General features: G+C 39.1%; 1 protein-coding gene. It reads left to right on the plus strand.

Annotation, left to right across the window (positions count from 1 at the left end):
• The coding region (locus tag IAI56_RS16065) for a hypothetical protein (protein ID WP_187658807.1) at positions 1-233 on the plus strand (233 nt) is incomplete at both ends.

Below are 233 nucleotides of genomic sequence, written 5' to 3' on the forward strand. Positions count from 1 at the left end.
CCAGGAGTTGTAAGTATTTCAGCAACAGGATTAGTAACTGCTAATGCGAATACTTATACTTTTACAGTTACCAATGTATCTGGTTGTACTTCACCATCATCGGCTAACATTGTAGTAAATGCTCAACCAAGTGCGCCAAGTGCGCCAACAGTTGGTTCGATAATACAACCAACATGTACAACAGCCACAGGAAGTTTTCAAATCACAGGATATAATGCTGCAAATACTTATAC

The sequence above is a fragment of the Flavobacterium macrobrachii genome, from assembly GCF_014486675.1.
Lineage (GTDB): Bacteria > Bacteroidota > Bacteroidia > Flavobacteriales > Flavobacteriaceae > Flavobacterium > Flavobacterium macrobrachii.